The 16,509-nt window shown below is 60.2% G+C and carries 16 protein-coding genes; 11 read left to right on the top strand and 5 right to left on the bottom strand.

Translation table 11 applies throughout. The annotated features are described in order from the left end of the window. Positions 1–228: 228 nt before the first annotated feature. The 7 genes from L1F30_RS16695 (at position 229) to L1F30_RS16665 (ending at position 7,171) form a co-directional block, all read left to right on the top strand. Positions 229–1,257, top strand: coding sequence for a sensor histidine kinase (locus L1F30_RS16695; protein ID WP_253357966.1), 1,029 nt, complete (start codon positions 229–231; stop codon positions 1,255–1,257). Between the two features lie 9 nt (positions 1,258–1,266). Further along, positions 1,267–2,001 carry a LytTR family DNA-binding domain-containing protein gene (locus L1F30_RS16690; RefSeq protein WP_253357965.1) on the top strand — a complete coding sequence of 245 codons (735 nt, stop codon included), beginning with the start codon at positions 1,267–1,269 and terminating at the stop codon, positions 1,999–2,001. A 73-nt stretch (positions 2,002–2,074) separates the two neighbouring features. Beyond that, on the top strand, positions 2,075–3,004 hold the full coding sequence (gene hemC / locus L1F30_RS16685; protein WP_253357964.1) for a hydroxymethylbilane synthase: 930 nt from the start codon (positions 2,075–2,077) through the stop codon (positions 3,002–3,004). After that, positions 3,001–3,783 carry a uroporphyrinogen-III synthase gene (locus tag L1F30_RS16680; protein WP_253357963.1) on the top strand — a complete coding sequence of 261 codons (783 nt, stop codon included), beginning with the start codon at positions 3,001–3,003 and terminating at the stop codon, positions 3,781–3,783. The genes hemC and L1F30_RS16680 overlap by 4 nt, the downstream gene beginning before the upstream one ends. 18 nt (positions 3,784–3,801) lie before the next feature. Beyond that, positions 3,802–4,974 carry a uroporphyrinogen-III C-methyltransferase gene (locus L1F30_RS16675; RefSeq protein WP_253357962.1) on the top strand — a complete coding sequence of 391 codons (1,173 nt, stop codon included), beginning with the start codon at positions 3,802–3,804 and terminating at the stop codon, positions 4,972–4,974. Continuing rightward, positions 4,971–6,236, top strand: a complete 1,266-nt coding sequence (locus tag L1F30_RS16670) for a heme biosynthesis HemY N-terminal domain-containing protein (protein ID WP_253357961.1) — start codon at positions 4,971–4,973, stop codon at positions 6,234–6,236. The genes L1F30_RS16675 and L1F30_RS16670 overlap by 4 nt, the downstream gene beginning before the upstream one ends. A gap of 68 nt (positions 6,237–6,304) precedes the next feature. After that, complete coding sequence (locus L1F30_RS16665; protein ID WP_253357960.1) at positions 6,305–7,171, top strand: DUF4380 domain-containing protein; 867 nt, start codon at positions 6,305–6,307, stop codon at positions 7,169–7,171. Between the two features lie 19 nt (positions 7,172–7,190). Here the strand turns inward: L1F30_RS16665 and znuB are convergent, their stop codons facing one another. The 3 genes from znuB to L1F30_RS16650 are packed head-to-tail and all read right to left on the bottom strand — an operon-like array spanning position 7,191 to position 9,263. Continuing rightward, on the bottom strand, positions 7,191–7,973 hold the full coding sequence (gene znuB / locus L1F30_RS16660) for a zinc ABC transporter permease subunit ZnuB (protein WP_253357959.1): 783 nt from the start codon (positions 7,971–7,973) through the stop codon (positions 7,191–7,193). Then, positions 7,966–8,724: a zinc ABC transporter ATP-binding protein ZnuC gene (gene znuC, locus L1F30_RS16655; protein ID WP_371922669.1), complete on the bottom strand. Its 759-nt coding sequence runs from the start codon at positions 8,722–8,724 to the stop codon at positions 7,966–7,968. The genes znuB and znuC overlap by 8 nt, the downstream gene beginning before the upstream one ends. Positions 8,725–8,759: 35 nt before the next feature. Then, a complete protein-coding gene (locus L1F30_RS16650; RefSeq protein ID WP_253357957.1) occupies positions 8,760–9,263 on the bottom strand; it encodes a Fur family transcriptional regulator in 504 nt (167 codons plus the stop codon). Between the two features lie 116 nt (positions 9,264–9,379). Here L1F30_RS16650 and L1F30_RS16645 point away from each other — a divergent pair, with 116 nt between their 5' ends. Continuing rightward, positions 9,380–10,351, top strand: a complete 972-nt coding sequence (locus tag L1F30_RS16645; protein WP_253357956.1) for a metal ABC transporter substrate-binding protein — start codon at positions 9,380–9,382, stop codon at positions 10,349–10,351. Positions 10,352–10,503: 152 nt separating this feature from the next. Here the strand turns inward: L1F30_RS16645 and L1F30_RS16640 are convergent, their stop codons facing one another. Beyond that, positions 10,504–10,758 carry a hypothetical protein gene (locus L1F30_RS16640; protein WP_253357955.1) on the bottom strand — a complete coding sequence of 85 codons (255 nt, stop codon included), beginning with the start codon at positions 10,756–10,758 and terminating at the stop codon, positions 10,504–10,506. A 343-nt stretch (positions 10,759–11,101) separates the two neighbouring features. Here L1F30_RS16640 and polA point away from each other — a divergent pair, with 343 nt between their 5' ends. Further along, the gene (polA, locus tag L1F30_RS16635; RefSeq protein WP_253357954.1) at positions 11,102–13,837 is read left to right on the top strand and encodes a DNA polymerase I; all 2,736 of its coding nucleotides are present in this window, start codon (positions 11,102–11,104) and stop codon (positions 13,835–13,837) included. Between the two features lie 272 nt (positions 13,838–14,109). After that, positions 14,110–14,286, top strand: a complete 177-nt coding sequence (gene hemP, locus L1F30_RS16630) for a hemin uptake protein HemP (protein ID WP_253357953.1) — start codon at positions 14,110–14,112, stop codon at positions 14,284–14,286. Between the two features lie 696 nt (positions 14,287–14,982). On the opposite strand, the gene yihA is transcribed toward hemP, so the two are convergent. Next, complete coding sequence (yihA, locus tag L1F30_RS16625) at positions 14,983–15,612, bottom strand: ribosome biogenesis GTP-binding protein YihA/YsxC (RefSeq protein WP_253357952.1); 630 nt, start codon at positions 15,610–15,612, stop codon at positions 14,983–14,985. Between the two features lie 151 nt (positions 15,613–15,763). On the opposite strand from yihA, the gene L1F30_RS16620 reads away from it, so the two are divergent. Further along, positions 15,764–16,414, top strand: a complete 651-nt coding sequence (locus tag L1F30_RS16620) for a cytochrome c (protein WP_253357951.1) — start codon at positions 15,764–15,766, stop codon at positions 16,412–16,414. Positions 16,415–16,509: the final 95 nt, after the last annotated feature.

The raw sequence follows: 16,509 nt of genomic DNA, 5'->3' as shown, positions 1-16,509 counted from the left end.
AGATTGTGCGGGGTTAGTCTGTGAAAATGGCGGGCATTATAGCGAGTTGGCCGCAGCAGTGCGATCACGCAACCGGTGTGCTGCGCAATAAACGGAAGTTTTGGCGGCCCTTGATGTGACAGGCTGTGCGCGCAGCAGCAAAAGCGCCGTGCTTTGCGCAATAGTTGTTGCGCAACCGTTGGCGGCAATTCACGCCTTAGTGCGAATAATAAGCAAAAGGAGCAGGCAGTGACCCAAGCCACAACGGCTAAGCAAGATTCCCTACCCAACCTCTGTACCGGCCCTGCGCTGTTGCGGCTGGTGATGATTGCCGAATTGCTGGCGCTGGTGTTGGTGCTTAACAACGGGGGGCTGGATGGCTTTAACTGGGTGGACCTTGCGCTCACCTCGCTCATGGTGCAGTGGATCACCCTGGCCAGTGCCGCCTGTATTTGCCGGCTGCGCCCGCTGCTGGCCCGCTGGCCTTTGTGGGCGGCGGTGCTACTGAGCTATGTGTTGATACTCACGCTCACCTTTTTATTCACGCTGCTGGGCCAGTGGTTTTTTCTGGGTTACTGGTGGAGCCCGCAGCCGCTGGATTGGTCGGCGCTGGGGGCAGATTTAATTGTGGCGGCAATTTTTGCCGGCATTGGCCTGCAATACTTTTACCTGCAGCAGCAATTGCAGCGCGGCGAACGCGCGCAACTGGAGGCGCGTATTCAGGCGCTGCAATCGCGCATACGGCCACACTTTTTATTCAACGCCATGAATAGCATTGCCAGCCTTATTGCCATAGACGCCGAGCGCGCCGAGCGCATGGTGGAAGACTTGAGCGCACTGTTTCGCGCGAGCCTCTCAGAGGCGACGCTGGTGCCCGTTGAACAGGAAGTGGCATTGGCCCGGCGCTACCTGGCCATGGAGGCTGCGCGCCTGGGCGATCGCCTGCAGGTGGATTGGCGCATCGAGCCGCTGCCGGGCCAGCCGCTGATGCCCAGCCTGCTACTGCAGCCGCTGCTGGAAAATGCCCTCTACCACGGTATTGGCGCACGTCGCGAGGGCGGGTTGCTTGAGATTGCGCTTGCAGCCGAGAATAATCACCTGCACCTGCTGGTGCGCAACCCGCTGGGGCAGTCTACGCCCACACCTGGCAACGGCATTGCCTTGGCCAATATTCGGGATCGCCTGGCGGCGCATTTTGGCCACGCCGCGCGCTGCGAGGTGGGCGTGCAAGACAAGCATTTTTGCGTGCGCATCAGCTACCCCATTACGGAACAATAGGAGACGGCCATGGATTTGTTAATTGTCGATGACGAACCCCTGGCGCGCGCGCGCTTGCGGCGTTTGGCGGAGCAGCTAGAGGGCGTTGAAGTGGTGGCCGAGGCCGCCGATGGCGAGGCCGCGCTGGCGGCCATTGAAGCCCACGACCCGGCAGTAGTGCTGCTGGATGTGCGCATGCCGGGTGAGGATGGCATTGCCACCGCCAAGCACATTGCCCAGCTCGATCACGCGCCGGCCATTATTTTTTGCACCGCCTACGATCAATACGCCCTCGATGCCTTTGGCACTGAAGCGGTGGGCTATTTATTGAAACCCGTGCAGCGTGAAGACCTAAAAGCCGCGCTCGATAAAGCCGCCAAACTCAACCGCCTGCAGCTCGATGCCCTGCGCGACATGCAGGCGGCGCCCGCCGGGCGCCAGCACATCAGTGCCAAAACCCGCCGCGGTGTCGAGCTGATACCCCTGTCGGAGGTGCGCTTTTTTCTGGCCGATCAAAAGTATGTCACCGTGCACCATGTGGGCGGTGAAACCCTGATAGACGACACCCTGAAAGATCTCGAGAGCGAGTTTCAGGGCCGCTTTATTCGCGTGCACCGCAACTCGCTGGTATCGCTGGAGCATATTCTGGCCATGGAGCGCACCGGCGACGGCCACTTTCGCCTGCGGCTTGCCGACCTAGACATCAAACCCGTGGTGAGCCGGCGCCATGTGCCCCAGTTGAAGGACCTGCTGGCCAAGCTGTAGAGGTGTTATCATGGCCGCCTTTTGAACGCGCGTTTGATTTGTTCGCCACGTTTAGCTGCATTAAGGAAACCCCATGACCGCCACACTGCGTATCGCCACCCGCACCTCCGCCTTGGCCCTTTGGCAAGCCAATGACGTAAAGGCACGGCTGGAAGCGGCACACCCGGAGCTCGCGGTGGAGCTTGTGCCCATGGTGAGCAAGGGCGACAAAATTCTGGACGTGCCGCTCGCCAAGGTGGGCGGCAAGGGCCTGTTTGTGAAAGAGCTCGAAACCGCCATGTTGGAAGGCCGGGCCGACATCGCCGTGCACTCCATGAAAGACGTGCCCATGGAATTCCCGGAGGGTTTGGGCCTGGCGGTAATTTGCCAGCGCGAAGACCCGCGCGACGCGTTTGTAGCCAACCACTTTAACTCGCTCGCCGAACTGCCGGCCGGCAGCATTGTGGGCACCTCCAGCCTGCGCCGCCAGGCCCAGCTGTTGGCGCGCCGGCCCGATCTGGACATCCGCTTTTTGCGCGGCAATGTGAACACTCGCCTGGCCAAGCTGGATGCCGGCGAATACCACGGCATTATTCTGGCTGCAGCAGGCTTGATCCGGCTGGGTGAAAAAGCCCGCATCAAGGAATACCTGCTAACCGACGACTCCCTGCCCGCCGGCGGCCAGGGCGCAGTGGGCATTGAGTGCCGCACCGACGATGCGGCCATTCGGGCGCTGATCGCGCCCCTGCACCACGAGCTTTCAGCCCAGCAGGTAATGGCCGAGCGCGCCATGAATCGCCACCTTGAAGGGGGCTGTCAGGTGCCCATTGGTGCCTTTGCCGTGCATCAGGAAGGCCAGTTGTGGCTGCGGGGCCTGGTGGCCAGCGTGGACGGCAAGCAAGTGCTGCGTGCCGAGGGCCGGGCGCAGGCAGCTGAGGCTGAGCAGCTGGGGGTGCGTATTGCCGAGCAGTTGCTCGCCCAGGGCGCCGATAAAATTCTGGCGGAAGTCTACGCGCAATCATGAGCCCACGGCTGTGGCTTACCCGCCCGGCAGATCAGGCCGCAGCCACTGGCGCCGCCTTCGCCGCCCTGGGCTTTCAGGTGCAGTTGGTGCCGGCGCTGGAGATTGCCCCGCTGGCCACGGCTGATCAACAGCAGGCCGTGCGCAACCGCATTCTCGATTTCGACCGCTACCAATGGGCCATTTTTGTAAGCCAGAATGCCGTGCGTTACGGCGCCGCCTGGTTGGATGAATACTGGCCACAACTGCCGTTGCACAGCCAGTTTTTGGCCGTGGGCCAGGCCACCGCCCAAGCGCTTCACGACGCGGGCCTGCCGGTGGTGAGCGAGTTGACCATAACCCGCGCCATGAACAGCGAAGCGCTGTTGGCACTGCCCGAGTTGCAGGCCGTGGCCGATCAACAGATCCTTATTTTCAGAGGCCTGGGCGGGCGTACCTACCTGGGCGATACCTTGCGCGCGCGCGGCGCACGGGTAGACTACTGTGAGCTGTACCAGCGTCAGGCGCCGGCCGGGCTGAACAGCCAGGTGGCCAAGGCCTTGAGTGCCGGCCCCGCGTGGCTATGTGTGCACAGTGGCGAATCGCTGCACCATTTACACGCGGCCTTAATAGCGGCAGGCGGCGGCCAACCCTGGCGCCAATGGCCGCTGCTGGTGCCGGGCGAGCGGGTGGCAGAGCTTGCCCGTGGGCTAGGGTTTGACACCCTGCTGGTGGCTGAAAACGCCACCGACAGCGCCATGTGCGCGCGGCTGCAGCAGGCACTGGCAGGCGAACAAGAGTAAGCTCTGGGCATTGATGCTGTGAACAATAACGACAAACCCAACGGAGCGGGTGACAGCCCGCCCTCCCAAGACCGAGGCACTATTGTGGCTGAAACCAATACCCCGATTCCCGCGCCTACCCAGGCCAAGGCTCAGGCTAAACCCACCGTTTGGCCCTTGTGGCTGGCGCTCCTTGCGGTGCTGGCTGCCAGCGCCGCCGGCGGCCACTGGCTGTGGGGCCAGATGCAGCTGCAGGCAGGCGCCCAGGCCGATGAAGTGGCCAAGCTTACCGCGCAGGCCGAGCAGTGGCGCGCCGAACAGCGGCAATTGAGCGTAGAGCTGGCCCAAAGCCTGAGCCGGTTTGAAGCCGCCCAGTCTGCCTCGGAGCGGGTGTATCACGACTTTACCGATCGCGTGGAAGCGCAACTGGCCGCCCAAAGCCAACAGTTGGCGCAAATGACCGCCGCCAGCCGCACCCAGTTTTTACTCAACGAAGCCCAGTTTCTGGTGCGCCAGGCCAGCCAGCGGTTGCAGCTTGAGCGCGCAGCCACCAGTGCCGTGGGGCTGTTCGAGCTGGCCGATCAACTGCTCGCCCAGGTGCAAACCGAGCTTGGCAATCCGGCGGGCTTGATGGCCACCCGTGGCCAGCTGGCCAAAGATTTGGCGCAGCTCAAACGCTTACAGGCAGTTGACTACACCGGTGTGTTCTTCGCGCTGGATGCCATATTGGTGCAAGTGGATGAGCTGGCGCTGGGCCAGCCGCCACGCGAGTTCGCCAATGAAGAAGTGGAGCCTGCGGTTATTCGCAAAAATCCCGATCGCCTGTGGGCGGAAATCACCATTGGCTGGCGCAACTTTACCCGCCAGCTGGCCAGCTATGTGCGCGTCAAGCGGCTGGAAAAGCCCGTGGAGCCGCTGCTCTCGCCCGACCAGGAAATCCGCGTGCGTGAAAACCTGAAGCTCAAGCTGCAAGTGGCGCAACTGGCACTCTTGCGCGCCGATGGCAAACTCTACGGTGCCAACCTGGCGCTGGCGCGCCAGTGGCTGGAGGAGTACTTCCCTGTGAGTTTTGAGCGCAACCACATGATGGAGCAACTCGACGAACTGGCCGCGCGCTCGGTTAACAGTGAACTGCCGGATTTGTCGGGCACTGTGCAAAGCCTTGACCAGTTCATCAGCCAATACCGACTGACCTTGGGGGTACGCCCGTGAAGCGACTGGTATTACTGGTTGCCATTGCGCTCTTGGCCGGTGGCTTGCTGATCAGCGAGCTGGCCAAAGACAGCGGCTACCTGCTGGTTTCGGTGTATGGCTACAGCCTGGAAACCAGCCTCTGGTTTGCCATTTTGGCCTTGCTGATTTTCGGCCTGATGGCCTGGATTGTGTTGCGCGCGCTGTTTACGGTGATTCGCGGCTTTTTGGGTGTTACCCACTATGTGATGCACGGCAGCGAAGAGCGCAACCGCAACCAGCTGGCCGATGGCCTGGTGGATTTCATGGAGGGCAACTGGAAGCTTGCTCGCAAGAAATTGCTGAAGTCGGCCGATCGCTCCATAGTGCCTGTGATCAACTACCTGGCGGCGGCGCGCGCCGCCTACGAGCTGGGTGATCGCGATGAAGCCCAGGTGTTGCTCGCCAAGGCCGAGCAGGTGGGGCCGCAATTTAAACTCGCCACAGCCCTGGCCCAGGCCCGCATCGAGCTGATGGACGAGCGCTACGAGCAGTGCCTGGCCGCTCTCGAGCGGGTGCGTGAAGAAACGCCCAATCACCCGGTGGTGCTCGATATTCTGCGCCAATCTTACGTGGCACTGGAAGATTGGCCCTCATTGCAAAAGCTCTTGCCGCTGCTGAAAAAGCACAAGCCATTGCCCGAGCAAACCTTGAAAGAGCTGGAGCAGCGCTGCCAGATTTACCAACTCACCCAGGCGGTAGAAAACCCGCCGAACGGCGACGTGGCCAACGCCCTGCACAAGGTGTGGCAGCATTTTGATACCCGCACCCAGCGCGATGCCGATATGCTCATCGCCTATACCCGCCTGTTGGTGCAGCACGTGGGCGAGGCCGATGCCGAAGTGCTGTTGCGCAAGGCCCTGCACAAAAGCTGGGACGACCGCCTGCTCGACTGGTATGGCCGCTTGAAGGGTGAAGATGTGGGCAAGCAGCTGCTGGTGGCTGAGGGCTGGCTGCGCGAGCGCCCGCGCAACGCCACCTTGCTGTTGGCGTTGGGGCGCCTGTCGCTGCGCAACCAATTGTGGGGCAAGGCGCGGGAGTACTTTGAATCCAGCCTGAAGCTCAGTGCCGCGCCGGAAACCTACGCAGAACTTGCCCGCCTAATGGCCGCGTTAGGCGAACACCAGCTGAGCACCAGCTACTACCAGCAGGGCTTGAAGGTGATTGCCAGCGACCTGCCCGAGTTACCGGTGCCCGAGCCCAAATCCCAATTTGGCCACACTGGCAGTACCTTGGCGCCATGATCCTTCTACAGCGGCAAGGGCCGCATACCGCCGGGCCAGCCCGGGCCCGAGGCCGGCGGCGATTGCTCATGGCGTTGCTGGGCTTTGGCGCGGGCCTTGTGGCCTGCGGCCAAGAGCCGGCCGAACCCCTAGCACCCTTGGCAGGCGGCAACCTGGTGGTGACAGTGTCGCCCATTGATGGCGGGCGCATTGCCTCGCTGCGTTTTTACGGGCGAGAACTGCTCACCCAGGCCGATGCCCGCACCGAGGGCAATTGGGGTTCCACCTTGTGGGTGAGCCCGCAGGCGGCTTGGGATTGGCCACCGCCCAAAGCCTTCGACGCCCAGCCCTTCAGCTATGAACAAAGCGCAAACCAGCTGCGTTTACAGGGCCAGGTGGATGCGCAAACGGGCATTAAATTGCACAAGCAGATCACGCTCTTGGGGGGCGATCGCCTGCAGCTGGCCTATGGGTTGGAAAACCCCGGCAAGGCGCCGGTGCAGGCCGCCGGCTGGGAGGTTACCCGGGTGCCACAGGCGGGCCTGGTGGTATTTGCCACCCAGGCGCCGGTGTGGCTCAGCCACGGCGAGCTTGCCTATGAGCAGTTTGGCGATTTGGTGTGGCTGGATGCGCGCAAGCCCGTGGGCCGGGGCAAGCTCAATGCCAATGGCCGCGGCTGGCTTGCGTGGGTGCAGGGGCGCGATCTCTGGATCAAGCGCTTTGATGATTTGGCCGAGGCCCAGCAGGCCCCTGGCGAGGCCGAATTGCAGGTGTTTGTGGGCAATCGGGGCTACCTGGAGCTGGAAGCCCAAGGCGCCTATCAAACCATAGCTCCGGGTGCGCGGGCGGCGTTTACCACCGAGTGGCAGCTGGTGCGGCTGCCGGCAGATGTGGAAGTGGGCGTGGATTCGCCCTCGCTGCAAACGCTGCTGCAATCGCTGGGTTTAAAGCTCTAGGGTTTGATGCCCGGCGTTGTTAGCGCTGGCGCTTTAACAGCGTGAGCGCAAACAGCAGGCTTGCCCCCAGCACTACGCTCGGGCCTGCCGGGCTGTCCCAGTAGTAAGAGCTCACTAACCCCAGGGTGACCGCAATCAGCCCCAGGCCACTGGCGGTGAGTGCCATGGTTTCCGGTGTTTGGCTGAGTCTGCGCGCGGCGGCGGCGGGGATAATCAGCAAGGCGGTAATTAACAGCACGCCCACCACCTTCATGGCAATGGCAATGACCAGTGCCATGGCCAGCATCAGCAGCATGCGCACTGCCTCCACCTTAACCCCCTCAACCCGCGCCAGTTCTTCATGCACGGTGATGGCAATGAGCGGCCGCCAGAAATAGCCAATCAGCCCAAGCACCAGGGCGGCCACTGCGGCAATGGTGATTACATCGGTGGCGCTTGCCGTGAGCAGATCGCCAAACAGGTAGGCCATTAAATCAACCCGCGTATCGCCAAACACGCTGATGCACACAAGCCCCAACGCGAGAGTGGTGTGCGACAAAATGCCGAGCAGGGTATCGGTGGCCAGCACCCGGGTTTGCTGCAGCAATACCAGCAGGGCGGCCAGAATCAGGCAGCCCAGGCTAACGGCCAGGTTGATGTTCACATCCAGCAGCAGGCCAAACACCACACCCAGTAGCGCCGAGTGGGCCAGGGTGTCGCCAAAGTAGGCCATGCGTCGCCACACGGCAAAGCTGCCCAAGGGCCCGGCCACCAATGCCACGGCTGCGCCCGCAAGCCAGGCGTGCAACATGAAATCAGGCATTGTTGGCATCCTTGTGATCCGGGGCCGGGCACTCGGCTGGCGGCAGGCTGTGGTCGTGATTGCACACCACATCGCCGTGCAGGGTGTGTTTGTGATCGTGATGGTGGGTGTACACCGCAAGGCTTTTGGCCGCCTTCTTGCCAAACAGGGCCAGGTAGGCGGGATCGTTGGTGACGCTTTCCGGGTGGCCGTGGCAGCACACGTGCTGGTTCAGGCAGATCACTTCATCTGTGTGGGCCATCACCAGGTGCAAATCGTGCGACACCATCAGCACCCCGCAACCGCGCTGGCTGCGGATTTTATCGATCAGCTCATACAGCGCTACCTGGCCGTTGATGTCGACCCCTTGTACCGGCTCATCCAGCACCAGCAATTGCGGCTCGCGCGCCAGTGCGCGGGTAAGCAGCACACGCTGCACTTCGCCACCGGAAAGTGCCTGAATAGGGCTTTGGGCCAAATGGCCGATACCGGTAAGTGCCAGTGCATCTGCCAGGGCAGCCTTGCTGGCACCGCCAAGCTGTAAAAAGCGCATCACGGTGAGTGGCAGCGATGGGTCTATGTGCAGTTTTTGTGGCATATAGCCAATGCGCAGTGCCGGCTGCCGCCAGAGCTCGCCGGCACTCGGCTGTTGCAAGCCCAGCAGCAGGCGCACGAGGCTGGTTTTGCCGGCGCCATTGGGGCCGATGAGGGTGGTGATTTCACCGGCCTTGAGCGTGAGGCTCACGCTTTGCAAAATCTCGCGCCCGGCCAGATGTAGGCTTAGTTGTTTGGCTTCAATAAGGCGGGTCACTGGGTGTCCTCGTTCGGGGCTTGGGCCTGGCAATTGGGGCACAGGCCCGATAGCTCCAGGGTTTGCTGCTCAATTTGAAAGCCCACCGATTGCGCCAGGGCCTGAATGGGTGCCCGCACGCTGGCCTCGTTTAACTCCAGGGCAACCCCGCAGGCTCTGCAAATAATGAACTGGCCTGCGTGGCCGGTGCCGGGGCAGTCGCAACCCATAAAGGCATTGAGGCTGTTGAGGCGATGAATCAACCGGTGCTCCAGCAAAAACTCCAGCGCCCGGTAGACGGTGGGCGGTGCAACCCGCTTGCCGGTGAGCTCGGCAAGCTGCTCCATGAGTTGATAGGCGCCCACAGGCTTGTGGTTTTGCCAGATCAGCCGCAGCACCTGCTCGCGCTGGGCCGTTAACCGCAGGCCGCGCTCGCGTGCCAAGGCACGGGCGTGGGCCAGGGCATCGCTGATGCAGTGCTGGTGGTTATGGCGCCGAAAGGGCAGGGCAGTGTGATTCATGCGGAGGCGGGCACATGGGCTAAAACCGATATGTTATCATATAACGTTTTCAGTGCGGCCTTGCTGGCACTGCCCCGAAACCCCTTAAGCCCAAAAGCCTGCCGCTGGAGGCACCTTTGTCTGTTTGTATCTTTACCTCTGCCCGGTTAACTAGGCCTGCCCGGTTAACGGCGCGCGGCCTGATGGCGCTTGTGCTGGTGGCCTTGTTGGGCGCGGCGGCTGCGCCTGCCCAATCGGCGCGGGTGGTTGCATCCATTGAGCCGCTGGCCATGCTTGCCGAGCCGCTCTTGGGCCCGGGCGATTCGCTGGAGGTATTGCTGCCGCCCAACCGCTCGCCGCACCACTTTGCCCTGCGCGCCTCGCACCTGCGCATGCTGCAGTCAGCCGATGTTGTGCTGTGGGTAGGCCCCATACTTGAGCCCTTTTTGGTGAAAGCCTTACAGGGGCACCCAGCAGCCGAGCCCTTGATGGATTTACCCGACATGCAATGGCCCGAGCCGCTGCATCAAACCGAGGTAGGCCATCACAGCCACGAGCGCGACCCCCATGTGTGGCTAAACCCCGATAACGGCGCGGTGATTGTACGGTGGCTGGCGGCACAGCTCATGGCCCAGGCGCCGGAGCAGGCCGATGCCATTGCCGGCCGGCGCGATGCCTTGCTGGCACAGTTGGCCGAGCTTGCCCAAAGCCTAAAAGAGCGGCTTGCGCCTTTTGCGGGCCGCGCATTCATTGCCTACCACCCGGCCTACGAGCATTTCAATGCCCGCTTTGGTTTAACCCAGCGCGCCTTTGTGGCCCTCACGCCCGAGCAAAAGCCCGGTGCCCGCCATTTAATGGATTTACAGCACGAGGCCCGCGGTGTGCAATGCTTGGTGACAGAATCCTTTTACGATACCCAGGCAAGTCACCAATTGGCCGCCCAACTGGGCCTACCCTTTGTGGTGGCAGACCCGATGGGTGCAGCCCTTGGCCCGGCAACATGGCGCTATGGTTCACTGTTGTCGGAACTGGCGGGCACCTTGGCCGGTTGCTTGGCAGGCTCAGGCCCAGCGGGCCCAAGCCTTGCCGTTATCAAACCGCAGGCATAAAAAAAGGCCGGGGGGCAGAACCCCTCGGCCAACAACATTAGCGATGTCTAAACTCACTTCGGTAACACCTGCAGGCATCCAAGCCTGTGCCATTACCTAAAACTAGCTGTTGCCGGAGCCTCCGGCGGGGTGTGCCCAAGCGGGCAAGCAGGTTACTTGGCCTCGGCCTGTTCACGCAGACGCTTGGCGATTTTCTCGTCTAGGTCTGCGTTGATGATGTTGCTGAGGTTGGCAGTAACGCTGTTCAGTTCTTTCAATTGTGTTGTATGGGCATTTTTCTCAGCGGCATCGGCCGTCCAGCTGGCGTCTGCACCGGCTACTGCCACAGCGGCGGTAACGTTTGCTTGCGGTGCAGCCAGGGCGGCGTTTGCAGTGAATGCTAACAACAGAAAACCAAGCTTCTTCATTGTGTGGCCCTCCGTTAAGGGTGTTGATGTGTTACCGGCCTTGGCTGCCGATAACACGGAAGTCTGTGTGCGAAAATTCGCTGTGTTTCAATTGTTACGCATGGTAACAACTGTTTAAAGATTAGGCTATGTTTTTTTCAGAAATATGACAAAAACCCATTAAATAGCGCTGATAACCTGCAGATTTTCTTTAAATTTTACAGTTGTGGTTGTTTTTTGATCAAAGTTGCGCGGGTAACACCTCAGGTAACACCTGCGCTGCGGTACGAGGCTGTTACCGGTTCGGGCCCGAGCCTGGCATTTGGTGTATCCTTTGCGCCTTTGCGCTAACAACGGATTTGCTATGTCTACCCCGGTTGTCCTCGTCGACGGATCCTCCTACCTCTACCGTGCGTTTCACGCCTTGCCACCGCTCACCAACAGCAAGGGCAACCCCACCGGGGCTGTGAAGGGCGTGATCAACATGATCCGGCGCCTGCAAAAGGACTACCCTGCAAGCCCAATCGTGGTGGTGTTTGATGCCAAGGGTAAAACCTTTCGCGATGAGATCTATGCCGACTACAAAGCCCAGCGCCCGCCCATGCCAGACGACCTGCGCCCGCAGGTGCAACCCATTCACGACATAGTAGCGGCCATGGGCCTGCCGCTGTTGGTAATTGATGGTGTTGAGGCCGACGACGTAATAGGCACCTACTGCGCCCAGGCCAAAGCGGCGGGCTTGCAGGTGGTGGTGTCTACCGGCGATAAAGACATGGCCCAGCTCGTGAATGACCAGGTGACGCTGGTCAATACCATGACCAACACCGTGATGGACCCAGCCGGCGTGGAAGAAAAGTTCGGCTTGCCGCCTTCGCTTATCATCGACTACCTGGCCCTGATGGGCGACAAGGTAGATAACATACCCGGCGTGCCGGGCGTGGGCGAGAAAACCGCCCTTGCCCTGTTGCAGGGCCTCGGCGGGCTGGATGCCATTTATGGCCAGCTGGATAAAGTGGCTGATCTGGGCTTTCGCGGTGCCAAAACCATGGCCGCGAAGCTTGAAACCCACAAAGACCAGGCCTACCTCTCATACGAGCTGGCCACCATCAAGCTGGATGTTGAGCTGCCGCAAACTCTGGGCGAGCTTGCCAATGGCGAACCCGATCAAGCCAAGCTACTGGCGCTGTTTCAGGAGCTGGAGTTCAAAACCTGGGTTAATGAGCTGTCTGAGGCGGGCACTGATTCCCCAACGCCCGCACCCATTGAGGCCGAGGCCGCCCCAGCCGCTGAGCGCGAGTATGAAACCCTGCTCACCGAGGCCGATTTCAACCGTTGGCTGCAGGCGTTAAAAGCCGCGCGGCTTATTGCATTCGATACCGAAACCACAAGCCTGGATTACATGCAGGCAGAAATTGTGGGCGTATCCTTTGCTGTGGAGGCAGGTAAGGCCGCCTATGTGCCCGTGGCGCACGACTACATGGAGGCGCCCGCGCAGCTCGCACGCGATTGGGTGCTGGCCCAGCTCAAGCCGCTGCTTGAGGCAGATAAGCCCGCCAAGGTGGGCCAAAACCTCAAATACGATGCCAGCGTATTGGCCAATTACGACATTACCCTGGGCGGTATCGCCTTCGACACCATGCTTGAATCCTACGTGTTGAATTCCACCGCTACCCGCCACGATATGGACAGCCTGGCCAACTTCTACCTGGATGAAACCACGGTAAAGTTCGAGGAAATCGCCGGCAAAGGCGCCAAGCAGCTCACCTTTAACCAGATCGCTCTGGAGCAGGCGGCGCCCTACGCCGCCGAAGATGCCGACATTACCTTGCGCCTGCACCAGCAGTTGGCCCCACAGGTGGCCGCCAGCCCAAGTTTGCAGCGCGTGCTTGAAACCATCGAGATGCCCTTGGTGCCTGTGCTTTCAGCTGTAGAGCGCACCGGTGCCCTGGTGGACGCCAAGCGCCTGGGCGAGCAGAGCGTGGAGCTGGGCAAGCGCCTGGTGGAGCTTGAGCGCGAGGCCTTTGATATTGCCGGTGAGCCCTTTAACCTTGCCTCGCCCAAGCAGCTGGGCGCCATTTTGTTTGAAAAGCTCGAGCTGCCGGTATTGAAGAAAACCCCCAAGGGCGCGCCTTCCACGGCCGAAGAAGTGCTCCAGGAGCTGGCGCTGGATTACCCGCTGCCCAAAATTTTGATGGAGTACCGCGGCCTTTCAAAGCTTAAAAGCACCTACACCGATAAGCTGCCGCAAATGATTAACCCCCGTACCGGGCGCATTCACACCTCCTATCATCAGGCGGTTACCGCCACCGGGCGCTTGTCTTCCACAGACCCTAACCTGCAAAACATCCCTATTCGCACAGAGGAAGGGCGGCGGATTCGCCAGGCATTTATAGCGCCTGAAGGCTATAAGTTGATGGCCGCCGACTACTCCCAAATCGAGCTGCGCATCATGGCGCACTTATCGGAAGATAAAGGCCTGCTGGATGCCTTCAGCCAAGGGCTGGATGTGCACAAGGCCACGGCAGCGGAAGTATTTGGCGTTGAATTGGATGGCGTAACGGCGGATATGCGCCGCAGCGCCAAGGCCATTAACTTCGGCCTGATTTACGGCATGTCGGCCTTTGGCCTGGCCAAGCAGCTGCACATTGGCCGCAACGAGGCCCAGCAATACATTGATACCTATTTCGAGCGCTACCCGGGCGTGGCCCGCTATATGGACGACACCCGCCGCCTGGCACACGAGCAGGGCTATGTGGAAACCTTGTTCGGCCGCCGCCTGTATTTGCCTGAAATTAACGACCGCAACAAAATGCGCCAACAGGCCGCCGAGCGCACGGCGATCAACGCGCCTATGCAGGGCACTGCGGCCGATATCATCAAGCGCGCGATGATTGATGTGCACCATTGGCTGGGCACAAGCGATGCGCCAGATGCCCGCATCATCATGCAAGTGCACGATGAATTGGTGCTGGAGGTTGCCTGTGGCGATGTTGAGCGCCTGCAAACCGCGCTGTGCGAGCGTATGGCGAAGGCTGCAGAGCTTAAAGTACCGCTCCTGGTTGAGGCCGGTGTGGGCAATAATTGGGATGAAGCCCATTAATTGAAAAATATGTTGAACCTTTGGGAAATGCGCCAGTCATAACAATCAGTAACATGTGATGTTTTGCTCTCCCTTGGATTCCATTGCTTAAATTAAGCCCAACCCCGCCACTTGGCGGGGTTTTTTTATGGGCCTTTGCAAATCCTTGAAATGAGGCCGTTGAACGCGCTTCACACGCAAAGCTGCTTAAAGCGCAAATGCAGTTGACAATCATTATCATTTATAAATAATGGGTGCTTCATTGAGAAGTAAATCAGCAAGCGAGGTGACAAATGAACGCGAGTTTAAGTGGCGTGCGCGCCGTAGTCGTACGTCAGCCAGCAGATGCCAAAGCACGGGTTGGCAGTGATGAATTATTGGGCGGGCAGAATTTAATTGTGATCGAGCATGGCGGGCAAGATTATTTCCTGCGCCAAACCAAAGCCGGGAAGCTGATTCTCACCAAATGATTACAGTGTTCAGTTAGCCTTGGTAGCACCCCCTGCAGACACCAGGGCTAACCGCAGGGCGCTCGGGGCCCAGCCGGCACCTCTCTCCGTGCTCAGCCACACCCGAACCACGCGTTGTTTCCGTTCACCGCCGCGAGGCATCCTTCGGTCGTAAATAAACGTAAAGTTGGCAACTTTTCGCGGGCGCTGCACTCCAAACAGTGTTGGCAGGGTTCCCCAAGCCCTGGCCAATCGCTGCACCCGAACCCCAATAAAGGTGCAGCCTTGCAACCCCGGTAGCCCACAGCACCGGGGTTTTTTATGCCGTACATGGAAGTACAAATGCTGCGAAGGGCAGGACGCCCGAGAGCAGCGGCCATGGATGGCCGGTATCACGGTAAACGCGACAATGTGCCGAAAGGAGCCATGGAGGGCGCCGGGTCGACGCATCGATTCGGCGTGGTGCGGATTACTACGATAAGTATTCAGGCGCGCAGGACGCCCGAGAGCAGCGGCCATGGATGGCAGGTATCACCTAAACGCGACAATGTGCCGAAAGGAGCCATGGAGGGCGCCGGGTCGACGCATCGATTCGGCGTGGTGCGAATTGCTGCGATGAGTATTCAGGCGCGCAGGGCGCCCAAAGCCTGGGCCTGGTGTGTACCCGTCCAGAGAGCCGCGCTCTTAAGGTAATACACACACCGCTTGTAGCGCCCTTTAACTTTCTTCCTGCGGCCCTTGGCTAAACCAGCGGTTTACTACGGTAATCAGCTCAGGCAGGCCTGTTTTCTTCAATGAAGAAAACAGCTGCGCGCTCACAAGATCATCGGCGTTGGCGGCCTTCAGATGCTTGCGCACGTCCAGCAGGGTGGCCTGGGCCGGGCCCTTTTTCAGCTTGTCTGCCTTGGTAAGCAGAATATGCACCGGCATCTCGGCTTCCACGGCCCAGTTGATCATGGTGGTGTCGAACTCCTGAAAGGGGTGGCGCACATCCATCATCAGCACCATGCCTGCCAGGGTTTCGCGCTCCTGCAGGTACTGGGCCATGTTTCTATCCCACTCGCGCTTCATGGCAAGGGGCACCTTGGCGTAACCGTAGCCGGGTAAATCCACCAACCGGTACTCGGGCGAGCCCAAGGTGAAGTAGTTAATCATCTGCGTGCGGCCCGGTGTTTTACTGGTGCGCGCCAGCTTGCCGTTGTTGGTAAGCGTGTTAATAGCCGATGATTTACCCGCGTTCGAGCGGCCCGCAAAGCAGACCTCTACACCGGATTCCGGTGGGCACTCGGCCAAAGAGGGGGCGCTCATCAGGTAGCGCGCCAGGTTAAAATTGATTTGATCTGCCATGGGAATCCGTAAAATTGGTGTGTTATCAGGCGGTTAGTATATAATGCCCGCCCAGTGACCGCCCGCTGTTCTGGGGGCGGCGATTGTAGCCCGTGAGTATCGGCGCGGCTAACGCAGTGTTCAACTTACTAGCAAATAATGGATTAATCACATGAACAAGCTGATTAAGCAGGTTGTAACGATGCTGGGCCTGGTGGCCATGTCTCAGTTAGCCTTCGCGGGCGATGCCAAAAACGGCGAAACATTGGCTACCGGCTGCGCAGCCTGCCACGGTGCCGACGGCAACAGCCCTGCACCTAACTTCCCAAAACTTGCGGGCTTGGGTGAAAAATACCTGCTTAAGCAGCTGCAAGACATCCAGGCGGGTGAGCGCGTTATCCCCGAGATGGCCGGCCAGCTGGATAACATGTCTGCACAGGATCTTGCCGATTTGGCAGCCTTCTTCGATGCCGGCACCATGCAGCTTTCAGGCTCTAATAAAGATGCCGAAGTGCAGATTAACAGCGGCGCCAAAGTAAGCAGCCTGGCGCTGGGCGAGCAGCTCTACCGCGCCGGCAACCTGGAAACCAAGGTGCCCTCGTGCATGGGTTGCCACTCACCTGGCGGCACCGGTAACGAGCCGGCCGGCTACCCGCGTCTGGGCGGCCAGTATGCAGCCTATATCGAGAAGCAGCTGAAAGACTTCCGCGCCGGTAACCGCACCAACGATGGCGACAACAAAATCATGCGCGATGTCGCCGCTCAACTGAGCGATGCAGAAATCAGTGCAGTGGCAAACTACATTGCCGGCCTGCACCCCTAGGCAAGGCGCTGCCATGTGCGGCGTGTAGCGAGTTAAAAGGCGACCCAGGTCGCCTTTTTTATTGAGATTCAGCCTGGGTTAAGCGTGCTTGGCCT

This window comes from Simiduia sp. 21SJ11W-1 (assembly GCF_024138675.1).
In the GTDB taxonomy this organism is placed as follows: Bacteria; Pseudomonadota; Gammaproteobacteria; order Pseudomonadales; family Cellvibrionaceae; genus Simiduia.
This window is presented reverse-complemented; position numbering and strand designations above follow the sequence as displayed.

Bases quoted from the DNA above. Each gene is read 5' to 3' on its own strand.
- L1F30_RS16690 (WP_253357965.1), top strand. From the start codon at position 1,267: ATGGATTTGTTAATTGTCGATGACGAACCCCTGGCGCGCGCGCGCTTG.
- hemC (WP_253357964.1), top strand. From the start codon at position 2,075: ATGACCGCCACACTGCGTATCGCCACCCGCACCTCCGCCTTGGCCCTT.
- L1F30_RS16680 (WP_253357963.1), top strand. From the start codon at position 3,001: ATGAGCCCACGGCTGTGGCTTACCCGCCCGGCAGATCAGGCCGCAGCC.
- L1F30_RS16665 (WP_253357960.1), top strand. From the start codon at position 6,305: ATGGCGTTGCTGGGCTTTGGCGCGGGCCTTGTGGCCTGCGGCCAAGAG.
- znuB (WP_253357959.1), bottom strand. From the start codon at position 7,973: ATGCCTGATTTCATGTTGCACGCCTGGCTTGCGGGCGCAGCCGTGGCA.
- L1F30_RS16650 (WP_253357957.1), bottom strand. From the start codon at position 9,263: ATGAATCACACTGCCCTGCCCTTTCGGCGCCATAACCACCAGCACTGC.
- L1F30_RS16640 (WP_253357955.1), bottom strand. From the start codon at position 10,758: ATGAAGAAGCTTGGTTTTCTGTTGTTAGCATTCACTGCAAACGCCGCC.
- polA (WP_253357954.1), top strand. From the start codon at position 11,102: ATGTCTACCCCGGTTGTCCTCGTCGACGGATCCTCCTACCTCTACCGT.
- hemP (WP_253357953.1), top strand. From the start codon at position 14,110: ATGAACGCGAGTTTAAGTGGCGTGCGCGCCGTAGTCGTACGTCAGCCA.
- yihA (WP_253357952.1), bottom strand. From the start codon at position 15,612: ATGGCAGATCAAATCAATTTTAACCTGGCGCGCTACCTGATGAGCGCC.
- L1F30_RS16620 (WP_253357951.1), top strand. From the start codon at position 15,764: ATGAACAAGCTGATTAAGCAGGTTGTAACGATGCTGGGCCTGGTGGCC.